We start from the raw sequence: 25,726 nt of genomic DNA on the forward strand, positions 1-25,726 counted from the left end.
TCTGTCCCAAAATGTGCTGAAAAACTGAATAAATTCATATCTAATTGTTTGATTACTACAAATATACAAAAGTTATGATAAATTACGGATATTCATAATTTAAATTACGATGGGCTTACAAAATACATATCCATTGCACCTTTGCCTTTGGTTTCAATTTTTCCCCGATACTCAAAAACGAAATCATCTTTTACCAGTTGGTACGTGGCTTCGGAAATATTCAATTTTCCGGAAGCACTGTTTTGTTCCATTCTTGCAGCGGTATTCACGGTATCTCCCCAAATATCATAGGCAAATTTTTTCACGCCAACAATTCCCGCAATTAAAGGTCCTGAATGAATACCAATCCGAATGTCCAAAGCATTAGGATGCTGTAGTTTACGTTGCTGAATATAAGAAAGAATTTCCAAACTTGCCTTTATGGCATTTTTTGCATGTTCTTTGTTGGAAACAGGTAAACCGCTCACCGCCAAATAGGCATCTCCAATGGTTTTTATTTTCTCCAGACCATGTTTTTCCATAATGCTGTCGAATTCGGTAAAGCAGATATTCAGTTCATTCAAAACTTCCTGTACGCCTATTTTTTCGGAATTTGCAGTAAAATTTACAAAATCTGTAAAGATGACAGAAACTTCATCAAAATGTTTTGCACTTGTAGTACCTTTTTCTTTCAGTTCTTCTGCAACTTCATGAGGAAGGATATTTAATAACAGATTTTCTGATTTTTGCTTTTCTTCTGCGATTTTTTTATTGTCTTTACGCTTTTGGTTGTAAGAATAACCGGCAAAACCAAGCAAAAGAAGCGATAAAGCGGCTCCTATTGCCCACATATTTTTTTCAGACTTTGAAGTCTCTAACTCTGCTTTGGCAACGGCATCTTTTTTCTCCTGATTTATTTTAGAAATTTCTTTTTCTTTTAAAAACTTCAGATTGACAGCTTTTTGCTGTTCTTCATATTTTATCTGAATTTCTTTTCGCTTTAAATCTTCCTCCAAAAGCAATCTTCTTCGTTCTTCTTCGGTTTTGGCGGCAGCTTGTTTCTTTTCGTATTCGAATTTCAAAGCTTTGAGCTCTATTTCTTTTTGAAGCTGAAATCTTTTGGTTTGCTCTTGTAATTCTATTTTTGCCTTTTGTTCCTGCAATTCAAAATCTGACTGAGTGTCGGCAAAAGATTTCATTTTTTCTAAGCCATACGTTTCCTCATTTTTTGCATCAAATTTTTTCAGATAAAATAATGCTTTTTCATAATTTCCAAGCTTTTCGTAGGCTTTGTACAACGCCTCATAATTTTGAATAAAGATTTCTGATGCAACAATCGTTTTTTGGTTTTCAAAATAGTCTAAATTTTGAGATTGAAGACGAATGAGATTTTTTAGTTCGTTCTGTTTTTCGAGATTCGTTTTAAAATCGATATTTTCGTCTAATAATCCATTCAGATTAATAAGTCCTTTCTGACATACATAGTAATTATACATCGGGTCTTTGTCCGAACTTAATGCTAAGGATTTATTGATTTCGGTTTCAGCTTTTTCATATTTTTTTTGTTTGAAATCTATATCCGAAAGATAATAGTAAATCATTTTTAAGTTGTCGTTCAGTTTGTTTTTTTCAAAATACTGCTTAGAATCTTCCAGGAAAGTGCGTGCTTTTTCGTATTGCTTCGTTTCAGAATAAATGTTTCCTATAAACATTTTAGAATTGGCAATTTTAAAGTCGTCTTTACTTTTATTGGCTAGAGTTAAACTTTCGTCAAAATACTTTAATGATTTTCTGAAATCTTTGTTTGAAAGGTAAAATATACCCGCCAAATTATATGCTTGGTATAAATATTCAGGGAAATTTGCTTTGGTGAATTCTATGTAAGTGTTTAAAGATTTGTAGCCCTGTACCGGATTTTCTTGTGCAAAATTATTTTGAAATAATCTTTGATAGGCTAAAAGCACCAGTTTTTTATCTTTTATCTTTTTTTGCTGGTCAAGATTTAAAATAAGATTGCAATATTCATTCGCTACTTTAGAATTTTTGTTTATTGAATTTACGGATGCTAACAAATAGTAATTTAAAGCTCTTTTATCGTAATTTTCAGTTTTATTCAGATATTTTTCGGCTTCAATGAGGTACTTTTCGCTCTCGGCTATATTCATTTTTTGGGTGAGAAGATTACCGATGAAAAGATTAGATCTGCCTATTTGTTCGATATTATTTAACTTTTTATAGCTAGATAAACTAATTTTCCCATAGACTAAAGCACTATCTATATTTTTGGTATCAATATAAGTATTGGCTATTTCTTCTGACAGTTTTGCCCGGTCAATATCAATTTTTGCCGCGTTTAATTTGTTTTTTAGACTTGTAATTTCTTTTGAATCCTGAGCATGATAAAAATTGATACCAAAAGAAAAAAGGAATATTAAGAAAAAGAGAGAATATTGCTTCTTCAAGACAGCGGTTTTATTAGGTTTTCACAAAAATAAGAAAAGTTTAACCTCTATAAATAAAAATCCTTCAAAGTTTTAAATTGTGAAGGATTTTTAATCATAAAAAGGTGAAATTTATTAAAAAACAGTTTTAAATTCTAAATAACTAGTATTTTCTTTAATACCGGTTTTTTGTAAATTCTTAATGATAATATTCTTCTTTAATTTATTTTTCGTATTTCTAAGATGAAATATTTACCAATTCACCAACATAAAAATAATTATTATGAATAATATAAAATTTGAAATATCTCCTTATCAGGACGAACTGCAACTTTACATAGATGATGAAAAAGTCGGTTTTATGTCTATATCATTGGATGGAAGATTGCTGAATGTGCATTTTACCAAAATAGACGAAAAGTACGAAGGTCATGGTTTTGCCAAACTTCTTTTAGATAAACTGGTAAATTATGCAGAAGATAAAGATTTAATGATAGATCCTGAGTGTGATTTTGTAAGACAACAACTGGAAAATCATCCGAAAAGATATAAAGGCATTTGGCACGATTAGTTTTTATTTCCACCAAGCTTCAAATTCATTTTCAGTATTATTTAGATCCAGAATTTCGCCAATTTTTGGAGTTGAGATTTTGATGTTCAAACCATTAGATAAATCGGTTATTTTTTGTAGCGGTTCATTCCAAGGATGTAGTGCCAAAGCAAATTTCCCCGAATGTACAGGAATAATATTTTTTGCATTAATATCTAAACTTGCCTGAACCACATCTTCAGGAAGTGCGTGAATGTATTTCCAAGCTTCATTATACTGTCCATTTTCAAGAATGGCAAAATCAAAAGGTCCGAATTTTTCTCCTATATTTTTGAAATGAGCATCATAACCGCTGTCACCGCCCAAAAATATTTTTAAAGATGGAGATTCCAGCACATAAGAAGTCCATAAAGTATTGTTTCTGCTGAATTTTCTCCCCGAAAAATGTCTTGCAGGAGTATAAGAAATCCTGAAATTATTTTTAAGTTGAACCGTTGCTCCCCAATCTTCCTCAATAATCTGATTTTCAGAATATCCCCATTTTTCGAAATGAGAACCCACTCCAAGAGGTACAATAACTTTATCCACTCTATTGCGAATTGCCTTTACCGTAGGGTAATCCAAATGATCGTAATGGTCATGAGTAATCACAAGATAATCAATATTCGGTACGTCTTGTGGTTTAAAAAAATCTGAACCTTCAAAAGCTTTGTTGAATATAGGAAACGGAGAACCATATTTACTCAAAACAGGGTCAATTAAAAAAGAAATACCATCAATTTTCAGAAAATAAGATGAATGTCCTAGCCAAATGAACATATTTTTATCATGAGGGAGATTTTTAAGATCAGTCTTTATTATTGGAATTGCTTTATTCGGCTTAAGCAAAGGATCTTTCTTTCCGAAAAAAAAATCTTTCATCACTTTCGGCATGGAATAACCTTCGGCAAACTGAGGAGTAAAACTTTGGTTCTGAAATTGTTTATCACGATAGTTTTCAGACTTTAAAATTCTTTCCAGACGTTTACCACTGGGCTTTGCACCAAAAACTTCGGACGAAAGAATGAAATATGCAGAAATTGCTAATACAACTAAAACCGCAAGAAAATAAATCATTTATATTTTTTTTTTAGATAATCAACTTTTTATTCTGACGAATGAATTTCTGTTTTACTTTATTTGAACATCCGAAATGATTAATATTCCATGAATTCGGGATAAGGATTTAAAAAACGGAAAGCTATTGTATGTTAAGATAACTTTCAAAATTTAAATAAAGTTTACTACATTCGTTAACAAAAAACCGACCTTGAAATATTTCTGTATTACGGCTCTTGTTTTCATTATGACTTCCTGCAGTTCTGTGAAAAACCATAACGAACAAATGTTGGAAATGATTTCGCCGGAAAATCTCAGAGAAGATGTAGATTTTACCTATTCTAAACTTCAACAACTTCATCCGAAACTTTACTGGTATATTTCAAAAGAACAACTCGATTTTAAGTTCGACAGTCTTAAAGCTACCATTAATAAACCACTCAATTCTGTTCAGTTTTATTTTAAATTGCAGCCAATTATCGCTCAAATCAAAGAAGGACATCTTTCTCTTAAAATTCCGTCCAGAAGGCTATCAAGAAAAGAAATTAAAACTTTAAAAAACAAAAAAGGTCTTTTTGGGAGATTCGAATACCGTATAGAAAATAATCATCTCTACTTTACGGAGAATAAAGATTCTATTAAAAATATTGTACCCGGAACCGAACTGCTTGAAATAAATAATGAACCGGTATCCAAATATATAAAAAAATACAGTGCACTTATTAATAGTGACGGCGATAATAAGACTTTTCAGCGGTATTTTCTCAGTGATACTTTTTTTAATTTTTATGTAGCCGAAAAAGGGATTTTAGACAGTGCAAAAATAAAAACTCTTTATAATAAAGAAGTAAAACTCATCACATTAAAAAGAGATGTTAAAAATGAAAAAGAACTGGCAAAAGAGAAAATAGATTCTAAAAGAACACCCGAAAAAAAGGTGAACGATTATGTAGCATTCAGTAATTCTTACAACAGAAGTTTCAGATTTTTAGATAAAGACAGTGCGATTGCTTATATCAAGATTAAAAGTTTTTCCGGAACTTATTCTGAGAAATTTTACAAACAGACATTTTCAGAAATAAAAAAAGCCCGTTCCTCTTATCTGATTATTGATGTCAGGGATAATTATGGTGGTTCTCTATCAGAAATTAACGATTTGTATTCGTATCTTGTTCAAAAACCTTTTGTACTGATAAAACCATCTCAGCTTACCTCAAGAATGAGTCCTTTCAGAACCAATTATTTCCGAAAAACAAATCCTATTAATTATACTTTCAAGACATTTGCTTATCCAGGTTTCTTTTTTCATCATTTATTGAGTGTTTATAAAGGTAAAGATGGAATTTCCTATTATAAAATGAAAGAAAATAAGCCTACAAAGCCAAAAGAAGATTGTTTTAAGGGGAAAATATATGTTTTGATTAATGGCAGCAGCTTTTCGGCTTCCTCAGTTTTCTCATCAAAACTGAAGAATGATGAAAGGGCTGTTTTGGTAGGAGAGGAAACCGGCGGAGCCAATGACGGAACTGTTGCCGGATTTTATTCTTACCAAAAACTTCCGCATTCTAAGATAGACCTGCCAATCGGTTTGCTTTTAGTACAGCCCAATATAAATTTCGACGAAAAGCATAGAGGAGTATTCCCGAATATTCCCGTTACAGAAAGTTTACAGGATATTATAGATAAAAAAGATGTTCAGCTGCAATGGATTTTAAATAAAATTTCTGCGGATAAAAACTAAAACATTATTTAATTCCTTTTGTATGGGTTTCCAAAGTATATACCGAATTTGAAGCCGTAATAAAAAGGATATTGTTTTTTTCTCCTCCGAAAGTTACATTTGCCGTCCATTTTTCGGGAACTTTAATGTGGTGAATTTTTTCTCCTTTACGGTTAAAAACGGTAACGCCATCACCTGTAAGGTAAAGATTTCCTTCTTCATCAAGAGTCATTCCATCTGAGCCCATTTCACAGAAGAGCTTTTTTTCTGAAAGTTTTCCTTCCCCTAAAATATCATAAACGTATGTTTTATTGGCATCAATATCAGAAACATAAAGTTTTTTTAAGATTTGGCTGCCAATAATTCCGTTGGGTTGAACAAATTTTTCAAGCCTTGATATTTTACCGTTTTTATTACGGTAATACAGGTGTTTTTCTGGGATTTCAACTTTGAAATCAGTCCAGTATTCTCGGTTGTACAAAGGATCTGTAAAATACATTCCGCCCAATTCATCAATCCAAAGATCATTGGGACCGTTCAGTCTTTTTCCTTCAAAACCTTTAGATAAAATTTCTACAGATTTATCTTTGCCGATTTTCCATATTTCTCCTTTGTTATCGGAACAGGTAATAAGATTGTCGTTTTTATCGAAAAAAGTACCATTCGCACGACCTGTTTTGTCTAAAAATAATTCGATTTTATCTGTTTTCCAGTCCCAAAAATATATTTTGTCGTTGGGCTGATCTGTGAAATAAACGTTTCCCGTTTTGTCTGTTGCAGGTCCTTCAGTAAAACTGAAATGGTTTGAAATTAATTTTGGCTCAGTATTTTCTTTAAACATATTTTTATATTTTGTTGATTGGCAACTGAATAATACCAAAACCAAACCAACAAAAGACAAAACTTTTCCGTTATTCATTTCATAAAATTTAATGGCAGACAATTTACGATTTGTGATGTAGTTTCAAAAATTTTATCTTTGAATTTTCAGGATTTAATGTAATGAAGACAAATTTACCCGACAAACTGTATTATTCTATAGGAGAAGTAGCCAAAGCATTCGATGTAAATGCTTCATTAATAAGATATTGGGAGCAGGAGTTTCCTATTATTAAACCTAAGAAAAATAAAAAAGGCAACCGTTATTTTACTCCGGAAGACATTAAAAATTTCAAAATTATTTACCATTTGGTAAAAGAAAAGGGATATACGTTGGATGGAGCAAGAATTGCACTCACTACAAACAGTAAAATTTCTGAAACCGTTACCCTTATAGACCGACTAGAATTTGTAAAGGCAGAACTTCTCAAACTTAAAGATTCTTTGGTGGAGAAAGATCAAGATTAGTGTTTTTTTATTAAAATTTTTATTTTTTTTAAATCCGATTCAATTATTTTTTATCTTTAATGTAATAAAAACACACTAAAGATGAGAAATAATTATTACCGTAAAATGGCAATTCTTGGAGTTTCTTTCCTTACTTTGCTTGCTTTTAAAAAATATACGGACCATAAGGAAAGCAAATTTCCTGAAATAAGTTTTGTAGAAGATGCTTCCTCCAATATCATTTTGTCCGAATTCAATCCTAATGATTTAGATTCTGAAGAATGGCAGAAATTGGGATTTTCTGAAAATCAGAGCCGAACAATTTTAAAATATAAAGATATTGTCGGAGGAAATTTTATTTCCAAAGAACAATTCAGGAAATGTTTTGCTGTTTCTAAAGAAAAATATGCCCAGCTTGAACCATTTTTACTGCTTCCGGATAATGGGAAATCTACATCTAATTTCAGTAACAGTTTTGCAGATAAAAAATCTCTTATAATCAGCGGAAAATTCAATCCGGATCATTTTTCCGAAGCCGATTGGCGCAAAATGGGCTTTTCTGAAAAACAGTCTGCTGCAATTTTAAAATACAAAGATTATTTGGGCGGAAGTTTTGTAAGCAAAGAAAAATTTAAGGACTGTTTCATTATTAATGATGAAAACTATAAAAAATTGGAACCTTTTCTTATTCTGCCTGCTAAAACTCCTGTCAATTTTAATTCTTACGCTTCAAAATCTGCATCAAATGTTCGTTTAGAGCCATTTAATCCTAATTCTTTGGATGTTAAAGGTTGGATAGGTTTAGGATTTTCCGAAAAACAGGCAACTGTAATTGTTAATTACCGCGACAGAAATCTCAAAGGAAATTTCAGAAGTTTGGATGATATTAAAAACTGCTTTGTAATTTCTAAAGAGAAATTCGATGTGCTGAAAAGTTTTATCAGACTAGATCCTTCAACAATAAATAATAAACCTTCAGCAAAGACAGAACTGAAACAGGAAAAAACAGATTTTTCTAAAACAGATATGAATTCTATCACTTTTAAACAACTTTTGGAATTCGGGTTGGATGAAAAAAGTGCCGGTTCTATGATTGGTTTTCGTAAAAAGCTTGGCGGATTCATGACAAAAGAACAAATTCTGGAAACCTATAATATTGATAAAGAATTGGTACAGAAACTTTTAAGCATCGCTCCTTTGGACAATTCAAAAGTGGAAAGATATACTTTGGTGGATGCACCCGAAGATTGGCTGAAAAATCATCCTTACTTTAAATATTCTGCTGACAAAATTATCTATTACCGAATAAGCAATCCCGATGACCGTAAAATTTGGAAGTTATTGAAAACCAAGCCGGAATACGAAGCGAGAATGAAACTTTATCTGAAATAATAGCATTAGGACAGAGTGGTGATGAATTCGGGCGACAAAGCAATAACCCCTTCGGTTAAATTTTCAGGATGAGCAGTAAAACCTTTCAGTTTTGAAGTTTTTCCTTTAATAACCAGATCCATCAACTGTTTTTCTGAAAGCTTTTTTCCGAAAATTTCAAAAGAGATTTTAAAACCACAATTTTTAAAATCGGAACAGCCTACCGCTGTTTTGCCTTTCATTAAATGATGATTTTGGCATTTAGGGCATAGGGTTTCTTCCCAAGATTGCTGTTCTTTTTTTACAGCAGGTTCTCGTTTTTTCTTTTCTTTAGGTTCCGTTTTTTCTTCTTCTAAAGTGATAACTTTGCCTTTACCATCGACTACCTTTTTTGTAAGTTCGGTAACCATTTGGATAAGTTCGTCTTTAAACTGGTTGGCTTCGTATTCTCCTTTTTCTATTTTGCGGAGTTTAAGTTCCCATTCTCCCGTAAGTTCCGGGCTTTTAAGTAACTCATCTTCAATAGTATCAATTAGCTGTATTCCTGTAGGTGTTGCAATGAGATTTTTTCTTTTTTTCTCAATATATTTCCTTTTAAAAAGAGTTTCGATAATATTGGCACGGGTAGAAGGTCTTCCTATTCCGTTATTTTTCATCATTTCTCGAAGTTCTTCATCATCCACTTGTTTTCCTGCGGTTTCCATGGCTCTTAGAAGGGTGGCTTCTGTATAAGGCTTGGGTGGAGATGTTTTTCCCTGATGAATGATAGGATCATGCGGTCCTGTTTCTCCTGCTACAAATTCTGGGATGGTCTGTTCTTCTTCCTTATCTTTTTCTGATGTTTCTTCTTTTGGTTCTTTTGCGTAAACTGCTCTCCAACCCGGTTCTAGAATTTGTTTTCCGCTGGTTTTAAAAGGTATAGTTCCTACTTTTGCCTCTACAAGAGTATTAGATATTTTACATTCAGGATAAAAAACCGAAATAAATCTTTTGGCAATTAAATCATAAATCAGTTTTTCTTCTCTGCTTAAATTCTGTGAAGGCGGTATTTCGGTAGGAATAATCGCATGGTGATCGGTAACTTTAGTATTGTCAAAAACTGCTTTAGACTTAGGAATAGGAGCTTGAAGTAAAGGAGCTATCAGTTCCTGATAAAATTTCATGTTCCTTAGAATTCCTTCTATTTTAGGATATAGACTTTCAGATAAATAAGTGGTATCTACACGGGGATAAGTAACGTGTTTCTTTTCGTAAAGGCTTTGGATATAATTTAAAGTATTTTCTGCAGAATATCCGTATTTTTTGTTGGCTTCTACCTGAAGTCCCGTCAAATCGAAAAGTCGGGGATTTTTTTCTTTCCCTTCTTTAATTTCGAACGAAACAATCTCAAAAGAATTTTGTTTTAAATATTCCAGTCCTTTTTCTGCACGATCTAAATTTTTTAGTCTGTCTATTGCGGCATTAAAAATAACTTCACGGTATTTGGTTTTGAGTTCCCAATATTCTTCAGTAGTAAAAGCATCAATTTCTTTCTGACGCTGAACTAGCATTGCAAGAGTAGGGGTCTGAACTCTTCCAATAGAAAGTACAGCTTTATTTCCACCAAATTTTTTAGTGAAAAGACGTGTTGCATTTATTCCCAAAAGCCAATCTCCAATAGCCCTTGCATTTCCTGCAAGATATAAATTTTTATAATCTTCGGCGGGTTTTAAACTTGCAAATCCTTCTTTTATAGCTTCTTCCGTAAGAGAAGAAATCCATAATCTTTTTATCGGTTTGTTGCATTTCGATTTCTGTAAAACCCATCTTTGGATGAGTTCTCCTTCTTGTCCGGCATCCCCGCAATTAATAACTTCATCACATTCTGCCACTAATTTTTCGATTACTTTAAATTGGTTTTCTACGCCTTTATTGGAAATAAGTTTAATTCCGAAATTGTTAGGAATGATGGGGAGCAGAAAAAGATTCCAGGATTTGTATTGCGGCCCATAATCGTGGGGTTCTTTCAAGGTACAGAGATGCCCGAAGGTCCATGTAACACAATATCCGTTTCCTTCCATGTATCCCTGTTTAGGCATGGTGGCTCCTAAAACTTTGGCAATATCTTTGGCAACGCTAGGTTTTTCGGCAATACAAAGTTTCATGAATAATGAGATTATTGGAAGGGCTGCAAAATTCGGGATTTTTTTTGAATTTGAATATCATTTTTAGATTTTTATATAGTTAAAAAAGAAGTTAATCAGATTTAGAAATACCTCTTCAAATACTTAAATTTTTTGTCTTTTAAACTATTTAATTTATTTTTGCCCAAACTATAAATAATGAAAAAAACAAGATTTCTATTCGTTGCCATCATCACATTGGCTTTTCAGTTAGTAAGTGCTCAGAAAGAAGCAAAACCTGCAAAAGAAGTTTTCGATCTCTATTTTAATTCTTGGGTTAAAAATGATGTAACAGCACAAAAAGCACTTAACGATTACCAAAGACCAACTGTTGAGGGACAAGATATGTATCAGTTCGATCCCAGCCTAATGTCTGAAAATGATAACGCTATGGTTGATAATTTTTTGTCTATGTTTTCTAAAGCCACTGCATCTGCCAATAAAGCTGAAACAAAAGCTTATTTTGATGCAATGCTGCATAATTTCAGAAATCCAGTGTACAAATTGAAATCTGTAAAGATGGTGGATAATGAATATGTAGAAAACCAAAAAATTGCTCACTATGTTTATGATGTAACTTTCAAAGTTCCGGAGCAATTAAATGATGAAGAAAAAAAACAGTTCGATTTTAAAAATCTAAAAACCGTTAAACCAGAATTATTAAAGAAGCTTTTGGTAACAATGACTGATAAACTAAAAAATGCTTCCCGTACGATTACTACAGAACAAGAGTTTGATCTTTATGCAGGTGAACAAGATGGTAAAACCTATTATTACAATGGAGATCCGTCCGTATTGGTAACGAATCTTACAGACTTTTATTTCGACAATGTTAATATCTCAGGACAGCAATAATTATTTTTTAAAGATGTTACTAAGATAAAAAAGCCTTGTACAATTTTGTGCAAGGCTTTTTTATTTTTTTAAATTGCTTTTTTATCCGTTAGTTCGGCTTCAAAAACATCGGTAAAATGTTTTTTAATTTTAGTTTTAATGCTTTCCATTTCTTCAGCACTAAGTTCTCTTTCCAATTCTCTTTTTAGAGAAGTTACCTGTTTATCTTTAATTCCACAAGGGATAATGTATTCGAAGTAACGCATATCTGTATTTACATTCAGGGCAAAACCATGTAACGTTACCCAGCGGGAAGCTTTTACACCCATTGCACAGATTTTTCTCGCGTAAGGTTTTCCCACATCCAGCCAAACACCGGTTTCTCCTTCGGATCTTTCTCCTTTCAATCCAAATTCTGCGATGGTACGAATAATAACTTCTTCCAAATTCCTCATATACTTATGGATGTCTGTGAAGAAATTTTCAAGATCGAGAATAGGGTAGCCTACAATTTGTCCGTATCCGTGGTAAGTAATATCTCCGCCTCGGTTTACTTTTACAAATGTTGCATCAATTTCCTTTAGTTTATCTATTCCTGCGAGCATATTTTCTTCGTGTCCACTTTTTCCTAAAGTATAAACATGCGGATGTTCTACCAAAAGAAAATGATTGGGAGTTATGATGTGATCCTCTTCAGGAAGATCGCGGTTTTTTATTTTAAGATCGATAATATTTTTCATCAGCGACTCCTGATAATCCCAGGAAGACTGATATTCTCTTGTTCCTAAATCTTCAAATTCTACTATTTTATTTTGATGTGTGTTCATAAGCGATTTCGATAGTACAAATTTAGCGTTTTTTAACCGTTCTTAAATTCATTAATATCATTTAGTAGTATTTATCTAAAGTGTAGATTCTCAAATGTGTAATTCATAAATATTTTGATGTATCAATCTAAAACAAAATTACGGATGATGTTTTTTCCCTGTGGAGTCAAGATGCTTTCCGGGTGAAACTGTACCCCAAAAACAGGATATTGTTTATGCTGAAGTGCCATAATCATCCCATTTTCGTCATCGGCAGTTATTTCCAGCTCTTGGGGGAAATTTTCTCGGTTTACTACCCAACTGTGATATCTTCCGGCTTCAAATTTATCAGGGATATTTCTGAAAAGTTGAGAATCTTTCTTTAAAATATGGGTAGGAGTAGAGACGCCGTGAAAAATTTGGCTAAGGTTCATTAAACTTCCACCAAATGCTTCAGCAATTGCTTGTTGACCTAAGCAAACACCCAAAATACTTTTTTTAGAAGCATATTTTTTTATCAGTTCCAGTAAAATTCCGGCTTCTGAGGGAATTCCGGGACCAGGAGAAAGAATGATTTTATCAAATTCCTCAATTTCCGGGAGTTGTATGGAGTCATTTTTGGCAACCGTAACAGTTTTACCCACAATCTGTTCCACCATCTGAACAAGATTATAGGTAAAGCTGTCGTAATTGTCTAGAACTAAAATTTTCATCGTTCAATTTGGATGCGAATTTATAAAATAGCAATCAATTTTTATATACTATTTTGCACCGTTATTCTTCTACATTTTTCAGTCCCATCAAAAGGTTATAGGCACCTTTTGTAACAAATTTTTGGTTCATTAGATTAGGATTTAGCATAAAAATTTCTGTTCTTCCATTTTCAGAATTACCAATTTTTACCTCTGTCATTTTGTAAGTTTTTGGCTTAATTTGTTGGAAAATATATTGCTTGCTTTCCCAGGTAATAACGGCATCATCAGGAACGGTATTGCCAGTTTCACTATGGGTTTCTATTTCTGCATTCATGTATGTTCCGGGGATTAGATTTTTATCATAATCTATAAAATGACAATGTATAATAACGCTTCTGTCCGGCTGAAAATCTTTTCCGATTAGAATAATTTTAGCAGCGTATTTCTTGTCGGGATTCTGATTGGTGTAGGCATAAACCATTTGTCCTACAGAAATTTTGTTCAGATCTTTCTCAAAAACCGTAAGAGCCAAATGAACATCGTCGGTATTAACGATTTCGAAAAGTTTATCCGTTGGCGAAACGTATTGCCCGATTTTCACGTTTACACTGGAAATATAACCCGAAACCGGCGAAGAAACAGAAATACTTCTTCTGATGTTTCCGGCATTTAGATTTTCGGGATTAATGCCCATTGTTCTTAGTTTTTCTGCCATTCCTCGCATCATAATATTCTGGTTTTGAGCTTCTGTTTGAGCTTGCTGCATTACTTTATCGGAGGAAGCTTTACTCTTGTTAAGGTCGCTTTGTCTGCTGTAATCTTTTTTAGCATAGCTCAAATTAGATTTTGCCAAAAGATAATCTTGTTGCAGTTGCACAATTTGTGGATCTTCTAAAATTGCAAGAGTTTCTCCTTTATTTACATGCATTCCGGGCATAAATTTGGTGAATTTTACATAGCCTCCGCTTGGTGAAGAAACACTTGCCAGATTCTGTGGAGGTACATCTACCGTTCCGTTGATGGTAATTTTTGCCGAGATTTCTTCTTTACCTAAAATTCCGGTTTCTATTCCCGCATTTTTCATCTGAGCATCGTTTAAAGTAATCTGGTTTTCGGCAGCTACAGTTTCGAATTTTTCTTTTTTTACCTCTTCCTTTCCACAAGAAAAGATGAGAAATAGGGTTGATAATAAGAATATATTTTTCATTGTAATCTTAATTTTTTTTAAAGACAGTTTTATTTTTATTCAGTTGCTAATGCATTCAGTTCAATAATTTTATCATTCAGATCTTTCAATCTGTCGATGTATTTGTTTTGAATTTCGAATGACTGATTAACTAAAATTGTCCATTCCAGATAATTAATTTCTCCGTTATAATATTGGTCATTGGCAGTTTTCAAAATAGTTTCACTGTTCTGAAGCCCTGTTTTTTGATAGTAAGCGATTTCTGTATTGATTTTTTGATATTGTCCGAAAGTTTGTGCATACTGATTTTTAAGATTTATCAAACCGAACTGATAATTGTTTTCTGCGATTTGCTGATTGACTTTTTGTGCTTCAATCACCGATTTCTGTGCAGAATTGAAAATGGGTACTCCAATCCCAATCATTCCCGAATGAAATCTTGCAGAACGTTCGTAGAATTTATTGTCTGCACCATTTCCGTACATGCTCATATTGTTGTAAGCAATGTTGAATGTAGGGCTTAGTTTTGCTTTTTCGGTTCTCAGTTTTGCATTTTGGATGTTTTTTTCCTGTTCAAGCTGTTTTAGAACAATCGGGTTTCCCTGAAAGTCAGAATTCAATAAGTTAAAATTCAAGCTGGAATATTTTAACGGTTCATTTTCATAAAGATTCCCGTCATTAATCAGAAAACTCAGCTTTTGAATAGCAATTTCCCGGTCTTTTTCTAAAGCATTCAACTGTATTTCTGCCTGACTTCTCAAATTTTCGGCGGTAGATTTTTCCAATATGTTACTTTCTCCCTTTTTTAGGCGTAAATCTGCTCTTTTGAAATATTGAGTAAAAATATTTTCAACTTTTTTAAGCAGTTCTCTTTTTTCTGTAAAATAACTCAGTTCATTATAAACCAATGAAATTTCTCGTTTAAGCTGCCATTTTTGAAGTTCTAAATTAATTACAGAGCTTTTCCATTCTTCTAGCAATAAATTTTTCTGTGCATTATAAAATTTCGGAAGACGAATGCTTTGGCTTACAGAGAATTTGTTATCCATGTAAAATGAATTCATCTGTCCAACTTCCGCCGAAATATTTAGCGGATCAATTACTACGGCAGATTTTTTCATTTTTTCCTGATAAGTAATTTGCAATGTACCGCTTTTAAGATTCAAATTATTCTTGAAAGCCTTATCTATAGCAGTTTCTAATGATACTGGAGTTTGGCAGACTGCGTTTCCGAAGATCAGCAGTATTATTATTTTTAAGAATTTATTGTTCATATTTTAGGTTTTGCTCAAGGCAAAATGTTTTAATTAAGGTTGGAATTTTAAATTTTTGGTTCATCTGTTTCTGCCAATTTTCTTTTTTTAGCAGGAAAATGTCTTTCAAACCAAATGTACATTATGGGTAAAAGGTACAAGGTGAGGAAAGTTGCCAAGAGAAGTCCGCCAATTACCACAGTTGCCAAAGGTCTTTGTACTTCTGCACCTTCACCATTGCTGAGTGCCATTGGTAAAAAACCGAGAGACGCAACAAAGGCAGTCATTAAAACAGGTCTTAGTCTGGTTTTCCCACCAATTTTTACAACATCGTTCAAATCCGAATGTTTTTCTTTTTGGCGGTTAAATTCTGCAATCAGAACTATTCCGTTAAGCACCGCTACACCGAAAAGAGCAATAAAACCAACTCCGGCAGAAATACTGAAATTCATATCTCTTAACCAAAGAGAAAATATTCCTCCGATTGCCGAAAGTGGAATGGCAGAAAAAATTAATAAACCGTATTTAATGGATCTGAAAGAAAAATACAACATCAGTAAAATTAAAAGTAAACTAACAGGAACGGCTATTGCAAGACGGGATTTAGCTTGCTGAAGATTTTCGAATGTTCCGCCATATTTAATAGAATAACCCGCAGGAAGTTTTAGTTCTTTTTCGACCTTTTTCTGTAAATCTTCTACGGTAGACTGTATGTCTCTGTTTTTTACATTAAAGCCTACAATAATTCTTCTTTGTGCATTTTCTCTTTGAATTTGATTGACACTTTCTTTAAGCTGAACATCTGCAACACTACTTAAAGGTATTTCTATTCCTGTTGAGGTCGGAATGAGAAGATTATTAACATCTTCAACATTTTTTCTTTGATTTCCGTCTAGCCGAACTACCAAATCAAACTTTTTCTCGCCTTCGAAAACAGAACCTGTGGACTGACCAGCAAATGCAGTATTTACAATATTATTAACATCATTTACGCTTAAACCAAACTGAGACATTGCTTCTCTTTTATAAGAAATAACAATTTGAGGCAATCCGGAGATAGGTTCTACATAAATATTTTGTGCTCCGTTGATTTTTTTAGATATTGCTCCCAATTTTTCTGCATATATCTTTAACGTATCCAGATTTTCTCCGAAAATTTTGCAGACAACATCTTGTCTTGCTCCTGTCATAAGCTCATTGAAACGCATTGCCACAGGATATTGAAAAGAGTAAGTTACCCCAAGCATATTTTTCTTGAGTTCTGCAGACATTTTTTCTGAAAGTTCATCGTAAGATTTGGCAGAAGTCCATTCGGATCTTGGCTTTAGAATTACCATCATATCGCTTGCATCAATGGGCATAGGATCGGTAGGTATTTCGGAGCTTCCGGTTTTTCCTACTATTTCTTCAATTTCAGGGAATTTTTTAAGCAAAATCTGTTGAGATTTTAATACTGCTTCCGTGGTTGTTTTCAGGTTGCTTCCAGGTAAAACCCGTGTTTCTACTGCAAAATCTCCTTCCGGAAGACTTGGGATAAATTCTCCGCCTAATCTAGACATTACGAAAATGGCAATAAAAAATATACCTACTACACTAAAAAAGATAAGATTAGGAATTCTCAGAATTTTATGAAGACTTGCATGGTAGTATGCTTCTGCTTTTTCCATCATCCGGTCTGAAAAATTCTTTTTATGACTGCTTTTTTTCGATAAAAACAGAGAACTCATCATCGGTACGTATGTTAAAGAAAGAATAAATGCTCCTAAAAGCGCAAATATAACAGTCTGAGCCATAGGTTTAAACATCTTTCCTTCAATTCCCTGAAGCGTAAGAATCGGAAGGTAAACAACCAGAATGATGATTTGCCCAAAAACCGCAGAATTCATCATTTTACTTGCCGAATTGTAGACTTCATTATCCATAAAAGATTGAGAAAACTTCTTATTATGAATATTTTTAAGATGATGAAGACGGTGTAATACAGCTTCTACAATAATAACGGCTCCGTCCACAATCAACCCGAAATCTAATGCTCCTAAACTCATCAAGTTCCCGGAAACTCCAAAAATATTCATCATGATAATTGCAAACAGCATAGAAAGCGGAATGATGGAAGCAACTAAAATCCCTGCACGGAAGTTTCCAAGAAATAAAACCAGTACAAATACCACAATTAATGCACCCTCAATTAAGTTTTTTTCCACAGTACCAATGGCATTGTTAACCATTTTAGTCCGGTCTAAGAATGCATCTATTTTTACTCCTTCAGGTAAAGTTTGCTGTATTTCGTCTATTTTGGTTTTTACTTTTTTGATGACATCGTTAGAATTGGCACCCTTCATCATCATTACCACGGCACCGGCAACTTCACCTTTTCCGTTGTATGTCATGGCACCATATCTTATTGCCTTTCCGTATTGTACTTTTGCTAAGTTTTTAATGAGAATAGGGGTTCCGTCTGGTAAATTTTTTACAACAGTATTTTCGATGTCGGGAATTTTCCCCATTAATCCTTCGGTTCTAATGAATAATACACTTGGTCCTTTCTCGATATATGCACCTCCTGTATTTTGATTGTTCTTTTGAAGAGCATCAAAAACCTCCGACATGGTTACGCCCATAGATTTTAGCTGGGCAGGATTAATTGCTATTTCATATTGCTTTAAATCTCCACCAAAACTTGCGACATCGGCAACGCCTTCAGTTCCGAGTAGCTGTCGACGCACTATCCAGTCTTGTATGGTTCTCAGCTGCATTGAGTTGTAACGGTGTTCATAGCCAGCTTTCGGACGGATCGTATACTGGTAAATTTCTCCCAAACCGGTAGAAATAGGAGCCATAAATGGCGTTCCAAGACTTTGTGGAATGTCTTTGGAAACCTGTTGAAGCCTTTCAGAAACCTGTTGACGGGCTAAGTACAAATCTACATCATCATGAAAGACAATGGTAATAACAGATAAACCGAATCTTGAAAAACTTCTCATCTGTTTAATTCCCTGTATGTTGTAGTTTGCCTGTTCTAAAGGAAAAGTAATGAATCTTTCCACGTCTGGAGCTCCTAAACTTGGGGAAACGGTAATAATCTGAACCTGATTATCTGTAATATCGGGTACTGCATCAATAGGCAGTTTTCTTAAGTCGAAAATTCCATAAACGATTAGTCCTAAAGTCATTAAAATAATAATGAACTTATTTTTTATGGAAAAATGTATGATTTTGTTTAACATTTTTATAAGATTGTGATACGGCACTTTAAAAAAGAATAAATTTTCTTTTTTTAAATGAATTTAAATGGTAAAAATGCTTTTTACTTCAAGATTACTGCATCAAAATATTAAGATAAAAGATGCAGATATCAGCTCAAGTTATTGAAAACCGTTCGGTAATCAATAATTGTAGTTTTAGGCAAATTTTTAATTTAAATAGCAGTGATTATTTTCAATAAGATAAAAGGGATGAAAATTAGTTGTTTTTCTCTTTCATTAATCCTTTGGCAAAGCGTTCACTTGCAGTCTGATAGTATGAAACCGTCAGATCCTTAAGTGGCTTTTGCTCGGATTTTAACTCTTTAGAAATAGTTTTATTTTCAGGATTATAAATAAACTGCTGCGTTTTTTTACGGTCATTAATCTGCGTGAAAATATTGTTCTTCAGTAATCCTAATGTTCTGTAATTCCCAATCAGTGCACGTTCTTCTTCAGGTTTCATTGCCATGATATTTTTCCCATAGGTTGCATTATTGAAGTTCCATCCGAATAAAGAAAATACAGTAGGCATCAAATCAATCTGAGAAACTAATTTACCTACTTCCATTTTTGGAGTTTCAGCATTATAAATAACTGCAGGAATATGATGTTTTTCGGTATTTATTTCCCATTTTCCGGCACTACTTGCACAATGATCTGCTACAATAACAAAAGTGGTATTCTTAAACCATGCTTTTTTTCTGGCTTTTTTCATGAATTCTCCCAAAGCAAAATCGGTATATCTTACTGCTGCTTCGCGGCTTCCCTGTTCCATATTGATTTTGTGATCCGGGAATGTATAAGGTTTATGATTGGAAGTCGTCATAACAAACTGAAAAAACGGTTTGTTTTTTTTGCTTTCTTTATCGGCCATTTTTATGGACTGATTGTAGATGTCTTCATCACAAATTCCCCAAGCATTTTCGAAAGTTACCTCATTATCTTCGATGTTGATTCTTTCAGTTTTAATATTATCGGGAAGAGGATTTCCACGATCTCTGTCTACAATGCTAAAACCCTGACCTCCAAAAAAAGAATTCATATTATCAAAATATCCATCACCACCGTAAATAAATTTAAGATCGTAATTTCTTTTTCTTAAAATGGTTGCAATAGAAAAAAGATGATCGTTATCTGGTCTTCTTACAATGCTGTTTCCCGGAGTTGGAGGAACGCTCAGTGTTAAAGCTTCCATGCCTCGTACCGTTCTTGTTCCTGTAGCAAACATATTGGTAAAGAAAACGCCTTCAGACGCAAGATTTTCGTAATTGGGAGTCAGATTTTGAGTATTTCCGAATTTTTGTAAAAATTCTGCACTGAAACTTTCAATACAAATAAGGATAATGTTTGGGTTTTTGGTGCTGTCGCCTTCAAAATTTCGGGTAATATTATCAAATTTAGAATTGGTATATGTTTGTTTATCCTGTAAAAGTTCTTTTTTCAGTATAGAATAAGCTTCTTTTTCTGGGATGGTATTATAAAACTGTGTATAATCTAACTGATTTGCCTTGAATGCAGTAAAAAATGAAAATACGCCATTTTTAGACAATTCATTAATGTAAGTGTTGTTGCTGAATTCTGCCTGTCTGTTTTTTAACAAACTGAGTAATCCAACTCCAAAAATCACAATAACTGAAGTGTAGATCAGCCTTTTTCCGAATCTCATTCGGTCTGAAAAAGTGTAGCTGAAAACTTTCTTTTTTCTGAAAAGAAAAAATACACAAACGATGCACGCTGTCATTCCTAAAATAATAACAGGAATAGGATAAGACTCGTTAATATTTTCGAAAACTTCGTAAGTGTAAATAAGATAATCTACCGCAATAAAGTTGAACCTTGTTTTGAATTCATCCCAAAACGGAAATTCTGCTGCAAAGGAGAAAAATGCTATAAAAAGCATAAGGGTTACCAAAAAATAGGTAATAATCTGATCTGCTTTTTTCCCGATCCATCTTGAAGGAAAAAATAAAAGGTAAATAGAGTAGATCATCACAAAGCTTAATCCTACAGAAAGATCGAATAGAAAACCTTTTCCGAAAACGATAAAAAGTTTTAAAAAATTATCTGAGATATTGGTGGCAGAAAGCAGTGTAAGAGATAATCTTACTAAAAATCCTAAAGTAATATATAATAATAGAAATGCAAATAAAGAAGCATATCTGTTTTTAAATTTGTTTTTCATAAAAAGTAAACTTTTAAGTAAAATGAACGAATAATTAATAACTTATCCAATTACTTTAGGTGGATGAAAAATACGAGAATATTCCAAAACAGTAAAATGGTCGGAATAAGAAAAATTCTTCTTGATTTCTGTAAAATTAAAATGAATATCAAAAGAAATTTCTAAAAGTTTTGGAGGAGGTGTACTGAAAAATGAAACTACCGAATGGTCGTGAGTTTTAAAAGGCAAACTCATATCTTGTTGGTAATCTGCGTCTTTTACAGTTTCATCAAGATAATGCATTTTAAGGAAAGAGAAAATTGTAATATTAGAATTTTCATTCTTATGCTTATAGTAATGCTCTATAAGATTAGGCAATTTAATCATCTGTCTTATTTCACTAAATGAAAAAAGATACGTAACAATACAAAAGTAAATGATAAATCGCTTCAAAAATCAATACTTATTTTGAACTGCAAAAATAAGTAAAAAATAGACTTGCTTATTGTATTTAAATTAAAATTTAGAATGATTTTAAGGAGAGATTTTTTTTACGTTACTGAAAAAGCTGTATTTTTGAGGCAAATTATTAGAAAAAATGAAAAAAGTTTTAGCAATCGCATTCATCGGAGGTTTATTCGCAGTTAGCTGCTCAAAGAAAGCAGACAAATCTTTGCAAGACAGTAATGTTATGCTCGAAGAACCTGCTGCAACAACCGTTACCGATACCACATCAGCAAAAAAAGATACTGCTCCTGCTGCAACTCCAGCTCCTGCAAAAGTAGATTCTACAGCTAAAAAATAATGAAGTATTTATTTTTAACAGGGATTCTAGCATTTTTATCGGTTTCCTGTTCTAAAAAAGAAAATTCAGAAATTCAGCAAGATTCGGGTAATTTGCCTTCTCCTGTTGTAAAAAATGTGTCAGGACAAACCTTAATGGAATCTTCAGACTGTATGTCTTGTCATAACATCAACGAAAAAATGATAGGACCTTCTTACCAGGAAATTGCAGCCAAATACTCTGATAAAGATATTGAGAAGCTCGCTTCAAAAATTATAGAAGGCGGAAGTGGAGTTTGGGGAGAAATTCCTATGGCGCCACATTCTCAGTTTTCTAAAGATGATGCCAAAAAAATGGTAGAATATATTCTCAGTCTGAAAAAGTAATGAATGCCTGAGGAAAAACTAAATCTGCACCCAAGAAATCTGCACAGAAATTCTTACGATTTTGAGAAGCTGATTTCTTGTGTGCCAGATTTAAAACATTACGTTTTCAAAAATTCTTTTGGAAACCTTACCATTAATTTCAGTATTCCCAAAGCTGTAAAATTACTTAATAAAGCGTTGCTGAAGCAATTTTATGGAGTTCAAAACTGGGATATTCCAGACGAAAATCTTTGTCCGCCCATTCCCGGAAGAGCAGATTATGTTCATTATATTGCCGATCTTTTGTCCGAAAACAGAAATGAAATTCCGCAAGGCTCTTCTATAAAAGGATTAGACATTGGTACAGGAGCCAACCTCGTGTATCCTCTTTTGGCTCATACATCCTACGGATGGAAAATGTGGGGAACCGATATCAGCAGGAAGTCTTTGCAAAATGCACAGAGTATTTTAGAGGGAAATCCGGAGTTTTCATCTAAAATTCATCTGAAATTTCAGCCAGATTCGGGGTTTATCTTTAAGAATGTTCTTGGTTCCGAAGATCAGTTTGCATTCTCCATTTGCAATCCGCCATTTCACGATTCTGAAGAAGCAGCCATCAAAGGAAATCTCAGAAAAACAAAAAATCTCCACAAAAATAAAATTCACAATCCAAAGCTAAACTTTGCAGGAAAAGATTCTGAACTTTGGTGCGAAGGCGGCGAAATTGCTTTTATTTCTAAGATGATTGAAGAAAGTGCAGCTTTTTCATCACAAATTTTATGGTTTACGTGTCTGGTTTCTAAAAAAGAAAATCTGCCCAAGCTTTATTCGCTTTTAAAGAAGGCAAATGCCATCGAAATTAAAACCATAGATATGGCACAAGGTCAGAAAATAAGCAGAATTTTAGCGTGGACTTTCATTCGCCAATCAGATAGGAAGAACTTTTTAGATTAATTTTTTTATTTGGCAGCTTAGAACTTCGTTCGTAAACTTCGATAAAAGCCTTCGCTTTTTCTCATTTATGCCCTCCGTTCACGCTTTTTTGCTCGTCGTGTCTCCTCGCGAAAAGAGCTCTACTCATGCGGGGATTCGGTTTTGAAAAATTCCCCTCCTATGGAGGGGTGGCGAAAATTTCAAAGAAATTTTTGACGGGGTGGTTTAGTAGATATTCTTTTTATAAAGTTTAAAAATAAAACCGCTCAACTTCAATTCAATATGAAACTTTTGTGACTTTTATGCTTTAAATAAAATTCAGGTTTCATAAACGCTTAAAAATCCCTATTTTTGCAAGTCGAAAAAAAATTGAATTTACAAATGCAATTATCAGAACAGGAAATCATTAGAAGAGAAAAGCTGAATAAGCTTGTTGAAATGGGAATCAATGCATTCCCGGCAGAAGAATATGTAATTACAGATACTACAGAATCTATAAAACAGAATTTTTCTGAAAGTAAACAGGTGAAAATTGCGGGAAGATTAATGTCCCGCCGTATTCAGGGTAAAGCTTCTTTTGCTGAGTTGCAGGATTCTACAGGAAGAATTCAGATCTACTTCAACAGAGACGAAATCTGTACAGGAGAAGATAAAACTTTGTATAATGAAGTTTATAAACATCTTTTAGACATTGGTGACATCATCGGTATTGAAGGTGAGCTTTTTACCACTCAGGTTGGGGAAAAAACTGTTTTAGTGAAGAATTTTACGCTTTTAACCAAAGCATTGAGACCGCTTCCACAGGCAAAAACCGATGAAAATGGGGTAGTGCACGATGCATTTAATGATGCAGAATTAAGATACAGACAGCGTTACGTAGATTTAACAGTAAATCCTCACGTAAAGGAAATTTTCGTGAAAAGAACAAAGCTGTTTAATGCAATGAGAACTTTCTTTAATGACGCAGGATATTTTGAGGTAGAAACTCCTATTTTACAGTCAATTCCCGGTGGAGCGGCAGCAAGACCGTTTATTACACATCATAACGCTTTAGATATTCCTTTATATTTAAGAATAGCCAACGAATTGTATCTTAAAAGATTGATTGTTGGTGGTTTTGACGGCGTATATGAATTCTCCAAAAACTTCAGAAATGAAGGGATGGACAGAACCCATAACCCGGAATTTACCGCCATGGAAATCTATGTAGCCTACAAAGATTACAACTGGATGATGGATTTTACCGAAAAATTGCTGGAGTTCTGTGCAACTTCTGTAAACGGTTCTTCAGAATCTGTTTTCGGAGAGCATACCATCAGCTGGAAAGCCCCTTATCCTAGAGTTTCTATGACGGAAGCAATTCTTAAGTACACAGGTTTTGATATCACAGGAAAATCGGAGCAGGAATTGTTCGACTTCGCTAAATCTATCGGCATTGAAGTGAACGAAACCATGGGGAAAGGCAAACTGATTGATGAGATTTTTGGTGAAAAATGTGAAGGAAACTTCATTCAGCCAACTTTTATTACAGATTATCCGGTTGAAATGTCTCCATTAACCAAAAAGCACAGAAGCAAAGAAGGTTTAACGGAGCGTTTTGAATTGATGGTTTGTGGTAAAGAAATTGCCAATGCCTATTCTGAGTTGAATGATCCTATCGACCAAAGAGAGCGTTTTGAAGAGCAGCTGAAATTATCTGAAAAAGGAGATGATGAAGCTACCGGATTTATTGATGAAGATTTCCTTAGAGCCTTAGAATATGGTATGCCGCCAACTTCTGGTTTAGGAATTGGGATGGATAGATTGATTATGTTCTTAACCAATAATCCTTCCATTCAGGAAGTGTTATTTTTCCCTCAAATGAAGCCGGAAAAAGCAACTCCGCAAATTGAACTGGGTGATGATGAAAAGGTGATTTTAGAAATTATAGGCTCGCAGGAAGAGCCAATGGAGTTGAATGAAGTGAAAAACCGTTCTCACCTTTCGGGTAAAAAATGGGATAAAGCATCAAAAACTTTAACTAAAGCCGGAATAGCTAAAGTGGAAAAAATTGATGAAGTTCTATGGATGAAAATGGCATAAGCCTTTAAAAAGTATATAGAAAAACTGTTTTATAATTATAAAGCAGTTTTTTTTGTTTTATAGCAATTTACATTGTGTTTATGAATTTATAGGATATTCATAACGATAGAAAATTTTTAATTAAAATATCTTTACCTATATTTACAAGACAATAAATGCAACGTGAAAAAATACCCGTGGTGGAAAGCTTTAATTGATTTTGGACTAAGCTCTGCAGCCATTATTTTTTTGTTACCACTGTTCCTGATTCTTCTACTCGTTTCATCTTTCGATACTGGTTTTCCGGGGATTTTTACTCAAAAAAGGGTTGGAAGAAACGGGAAATTGTTTGTAATTTATAAATTCCGAACTTATCATTCTGAAACATCACAAAAATCATCTGTGGGCAACTGGATGCGTAAAACAAAATTAGACGAACTTCCACAATTATTCAATGTTCTGAATGGCGATATGTCTTTTGTAGGTCCGAGACCCGATTTGCCAGGTTATTATGATTTATTGGAAGGAGAAAATCGCCTGATTTTAGAATTAAAACCTGGACTTACGAGTGAAGCTGGAATTAAATTCAGAAATGAAGAGAAATTGCTTGAAGAGCAGGAAGATCCTTTATCTTACAATGATAATATTCTCTTTCCAGAAAAAGTAAAAATGAATCTGGATTACTATTATCACCTATCTTTCAAAAAAGATGCACAAATTTTGCTTAAAACCTTTTTCGTATTAAGCAAATAATTT

At 33.4% G+C, this 25,726-nt stretch carries 21 protein-coding genes; 10 read left to right on the top strand and 11 right to left on the bottom strand.

Annotation, left to right across the window (positions count from 1 at the left end; all coding sequences use genetic code 11):
• Positions 1-104 precede the first annotated feature (104 nt).
• Positions 105-2,441 carry an adenylate/guanylate cyclase domain-containing protein gene (locus tag IV513_RS05855; RefSeq protein WP_209389675.1) on the bottom strand — a complete coding sequence of 779 codons (2,337 nt, stop codon included), beginning with the start codon at positions 2,439-2,441 and terminating at the stop codon, positions 105-107.
• A 262-nt stretch (positions 2,442-2,703) separates the two neighbouring features.
• Between IV513_RS05855 and IV513_RS05860 the strand changes: the two genes are divergently transcribed.
• Positions 2,704-2,991 (top strand): GNAT family N-acetyltransferase, encoded by a 288-nt coding sequence (locus IV513_RS05860; RefSeq protein ID WP_209389676.1) that lies wholly within the window; start codon positions 2,704-2,706, stop codon positions 2,989-2,991.
• Between the two features lie 3 nt (positions 2,992-2,994).
• Here IV513_RS05860 and IV513_RS05865 read toward each other — a convergent pair whose 3' ends face one another.
• Positions 2,995-4,086 carry an MBL fold metallo-hydrolase gene (locus IV513_RS05865; RefSeq protein ID WP_209389677.1) on the bottom strand — a complete coding sequence of 364 codons (1,092 nt, stop codon included), beginning with the start codon at positions 4,084-4,086 and terminating at the stop codon, positions 2,995-2,997.
• A 193-nt stretch (positions 4,087-4,279) separates the two neighbouring features.
• On the opposite strand from IV513_RS05865, the gene IV513_RS05870 reads away from it, so the two are divergent.
• Positions 4,280-5,809 (top strand): S41 family peptidase, encoded by a 1,530-nt coding sequence (locus IV513_RS05870; RefSeq protein ID WP_209389678.1) that lies wholly within the window; start codon positions 4,280-4,282, stop codon positions 5,807-5,809.
• Between the two features lie 4 nt (positions 5,810-5,813).
• Here the strand turns inward: IV513_RS05870 and IV513_RS05875 are convergent, their stop codons facing one another.
• Positions 5,814-6,707 (bottom strand): SMP-30/gluconolactonase/LRE family protein, encoded by an 894-nt coding sequence (locus tag IV513_RS05875; protein ID WP_209389679.1) that lies wholly within the window; start codon positions 6,705-6,707, stop codon positions 5,814-5,816.
• Between the two features lie 83 nt (positions 6,708-6,790).
• Here IV513_RS05875 and IV513_RS05880 point away from each other — a divergent pair, with 83 nt between their 5' ends.
• The gene (locus tag IV513_RS05880; protein WP_209389680.1) at positions 6,791-7,135 is read left to right on the top strand and encodes a MerR family transcriptional regulator; all 345 of its coding nucleotides are present in this window, start codon (positions 6,791-6,793) and stop codon (positions 7,133-7,135) included.
• Between the two features lie 81 nt (positions 7,136-7,216).
• On the top strand, positions 7,217-8,506 hold the full coding sequence (locus IV513_RS05885) for a hypothetical protein (protein ID WP_209389681.1): 1,290 nt from the start codon (positions 7,217-7,219) through the stop codon (positions 8,504-8,506).
• Positions 8,507-8,511: 5 nt separating this feature from the next.
• Here the strand turns inward: IV513_RS05885 and IV513_RS05890 are convergent, their stop codons facing one another.
• Positions 8,512-10,629, bottom strand: coding sequence for a type IA DNA topoisomerase (locus IV513_RS05890; protein WP_209389682.1), 2,118 nt, complete (start codon positions 10,627-10,629; stop codon positions 8,512-8,514).
• A gap of 177 nt (positions 10,630-10,806) precedes the next feature.
• Here IV513_RS05890 and IV513_RS05895 point away from each other — a divergent pair, with 177 nt between their 5' ends.
• Positions 10,807-11,502, top strand: a complete 696-nt coding sequence (locus IV513_RS05895; protein WP_209389683.1) for a hypothetical protein — start codon at positions 10,807-10,809, stop codon at positions 11,500-11,502.
• A 68-nt stretch (positions 11,503-11,570) separates the two neighbouring features.
• Here the strand turns inward: IV513_RS05895 and lipB are convergent, their stop codons facing one another.
• From lipB to IV513_RS05930, 7 genes are all read right to left on the bottom strand, one after another.
• On the bottom strand, positions 11,571-12,308 hold the full coding sequence (gene lipB / locus IV513_RS05900; protein ID WP_209389684.1) for a lipoyl(octanoyl) transferase LipB: 738 nt from the start codon (positions 12,306-12,308) through the stop codon (positions 11,571-11,573).
• 122 nt (positions 12,309-12,430) lie between these two features.
• Positions 12,431-13,000: an aminodeoxychorismate/anthranilate synthase component II gene (locus IV513_RS05905; protein ID WP_209389685.1), complete on the bottom strand. Its 570-nt coding sequence runs from the start codon at positions 12,998-13,000 to the stop codon at positions 12,431-12,433.
• A 61-nt stretch (positions 13,001-13,061) separates the two neighbouring features.
• Positions 13,062-14,189: an efflux RND transporter periplasmic adaptor subunit gene (locus tag IV513_RS05910; RefSeq protein ID WP_209389686.1), complete on the bottom strand. Its 1,128-nt coding sequence runs from the start codon at positions 14,187-14,189 to the stop codon at positions 13,062-13,064.
• Between the two features lie 35 nt (positions 14,190-14,224).
• Complete coding sequence (locus IV513_RS05915) at positions 14,225-15,442, bottom strand: TolC family protein (protein ID WP_245168872.1); 1,218 nt, start codon at positions 15,440-15,442, stop codon at positions 14,225-14,227.
• Between the two features lie 47 nt (positions 15,443-15,489).
• On the bottom strand, positions 15,490-18,648 hold the full coding sequence (locus tag IV513_RS05920) for an efflux RND transporter permease subunit (protein WP_209389687.1): 3,159 nt from the start codon (positions 18,646-18,648) through the stop codon (positions 15,490-15,492).
• 235 nt (positions 18,649-18,883) lie between these two features.
• Positions 18,884-20,848, bottom strand: a complete 1,965-nt coding sequence (locus IV513_RS05925; RefSeq protein WP_209389688.1) for an LTA synthase family protein — start codon at positions 20,846-20,848, stop codon at positions 18,884-18,886.
• A gap of 42 nt (positions 20,849-20,890) precedes the next feature.
• On the bottom strand, positions 20,891-21,214 hold the full coding sequence (locus IV513_RS05930; RefSeq protein WP_209389689.1) for a hypothetical protein: 324 nt from the start codon (positions 21,212-21,214) through the stop codon (positions 20,891-20,893).
• A 211-nt stretch (positions 21,215-21,425) separates the two neighbouring features.
• Here IV513_RS05930 and IV513_RS05935 point away from each other — a divergent pair, with 211 nt between their 5' ends.
• The 5 genes from IV513_RS05935 (at position 21,426) to IV513_RS05955 (ending at position 25,723) form a co-directional block, all read left to right on the top strand.
• Positions 21,426-21,632, top strand: a complete 207-nt coding sequence (locus IV513_RS05935) for a hypothetical protein (RefSeq protein ID WP_209389690.1) — start codon at positions 21,426-21,428, stop codon at positions 21,630-21,632.
• On the top strand, positions 21,632-21,997 hold the full coding sequence (locus IV513_RS05940) for a c-type cytochrome (RefSeq protein WP_209389691.1): 366 nt from the start codon (positions 21,632-21,634) through the stop codon (positions 21,995-21,997). Before IV513_RS05935 ends, IV513_RS05940 begins: the two co-directional genes overlap by 1 nt.
• 3 nt (positions 21,998-22,000) lie before the next feature.
• Positions 22,001-22,930, top strand: coding sequence for a 23S rRNA (adenine(1618)-N(6))-methyltransferase RlmF (rlmF, locus tag IV513_RS05945; RefSeq protein ID WP_209389692.1), 930 nt, complete (start codon positions 22,001-22,003; stop codon positions 22,928-22,930).
• A 360-nt stretch (positions 22,931-23,290) separates the two neighbouring features.
• Positions 23,291-24,991, top strand: coding sequence for a lysine--tRNA ligase (lysS, locus tag IV513_RS05950; RefSeq protein ID WP_209389693.1), 1,701 nt, complete (start codon positions 23,291-23,293; stop codon positions 24,989-24,991).
• A gap of 162 nt (positions 24,992-25,153) precedes the next feature.
• Positions 25,154-25,723, top strand: coding sequence for a sugar transferase (locus IV513_RS05955; protein ID WP_317196401.1), 570 nt, complete (start codon positions 25,154-25,156; stop codon positions 25,721-25,723).
• Positions 25,724-25,726: the final 3 nt, after the last annotated feature.

This window comes from Chryseobacterium sp. RR2-3-20, assembly GCF_017808115.1.
GTDB lineage: Bacteria > Bacteroidota > Bacteroidia > Flavobacteriales > Weeksellaceae > Chryseobacterium > Chryseobacterium oryzae.